Here is a 1,408-nt window from a genome sequence, read left to right on the forward strand (position 1 = left end):
TGCCCCCATATGTGGAACGGCCCGCGTGGCAAGAGCTTTTGCAGTCGATTTCACACATTGGAACGGTGCGGTCATATGTCCGGCCTTTGCGCGCGGCACATGGCCGCTGGCCTCGATGAGATCCGCGGAACGAGGAGCTAAATCAAGTTTACGCGTTTGAGCGCATTGGGGGCAGTAGCTTCACTCGTTTCGGGATGTCGTCCCATGGGTTCATCGGCTGTTGTTGCACCTTGCCTCTGCCGGCCTGCGCCGGTCAGATCGCTTTGGCGGTCACTGCGTCCATCAGACGGCGGCCGCGGCAGTCAGCGGGTCGGGACGTCGGTACGTCCCACCCTTGTTCAGAAGCGCCCAGATGATCCGCGCCGTCTTGTTGGCCTGCGCGACCGCGGCAACCTTGAAGGGCCGTCTGGCGAGAAGCGCCTTCAGCCACGGCCGCGCCCGAGCGTCGTTTCGGACAACCCGCAAGACGGCCGTCGCCCCGACAACGAGGAGAGAGCGGAGTTCCGGATTTCCCATCTTCGATATTCCTCCCAGTCGCTCTTTGCCTCCGCTTGAATGAGGCCGCGGCGTCAATCCCAGCCAGGCGGCAAAGTGGCGAGCCGACTTGAACCCGCCGGGATCCGGCACGAGCGCCTTGATGGTCGCCGCCGTGATGGCGCCGACGCCAGGGATCGTGGTCAACCGACGCATGTCCTCGTCGTGCTTTGTCTCCACGACAATCGCGCGCTCGAGCCTCTCGATCTGGTCGGCTGAAGCTTCAATCTCGTCGGCAATAGCCTTCAGCGCGAAGCGCGCTGCTGCGGGCAGGCGAGCATCTGTCTGATCCCGTATGATTGCGACCAGCGTCTCAACTTTTGCCAGGCCGGCGGTGGCGATGATCCCCAATTCTGCCAGATGCGCGCGCAACGCGTTGACCGCCTGCGTTCGCTGCCGCACTAGAAGAGCGCGGGTCTTCAGCACCATCGCGGCAGCCTGTTGCTCAGCCGTCTTAATCGGTACGAAGCGCATGGTCTTTCGGGTCACCGCTTCGCTGATGGCCTCTGCGTCCGCCGCATCCGTTTTGCCTCGCTTTACGAAGGGTTTGACATAAGCCGGCGGAATGAGCCGCACCTCATGACCGAGAGCTGCGATCTCGCGCGCCCAATAGTGGGCGCTACCGCAGGCTTCCATCCCCACCAGGCATGGTGGCAGTTTTTCGAAGAAGCGCAGAACCTCGCTGCGCCGCAATTTCCTGTTGAACACGGGCGAGCCCTCCGCATCCGCGCCGTGAACCTGGAAAACGTTCTTGGCCAAATCTAACCCGATGGTGCTAACCTGTTTCACGGAACGGTCCTTCCTTTGTGGCGTTCGAACAACGACCACGTTCTAGCACTTTGATGCTGTTGGAGCGGGCCGTTCCACCACATCA

The 1,408-nt window shown here is 61.9% G+C and carries 1 protein-coding gene; it reads right to left on the reverse strand.

Features of this window, described 5'->3' with window-relative positions; genetic code table 11:
• Positions 1 to 282 precede the first annotated feature (282 nt).
• Positions 283 to 1,323 (reverse strand): IS110 family transposase, encoded by a 1,041-nt coding sequence (locus IVB01_RS22000; RefSeq protein WP_247279020.1) that lies wholly within the window; start codon positions 1,321 to 1,323, stop codon positions 283 to 285.
• Positions 1,324 to 1,408 lie beyond the last annotated feature (85 nt).

The organism is Bradyrhizobium sp. 164 (genome assembly GCF_023073715.1).
Taxonomy (GTDB): Bacteria; Pseudomonadota; Alphaproteobacteria; order Rhizobiales; family Xanthobacteraceae; genus Bradyrhizobium.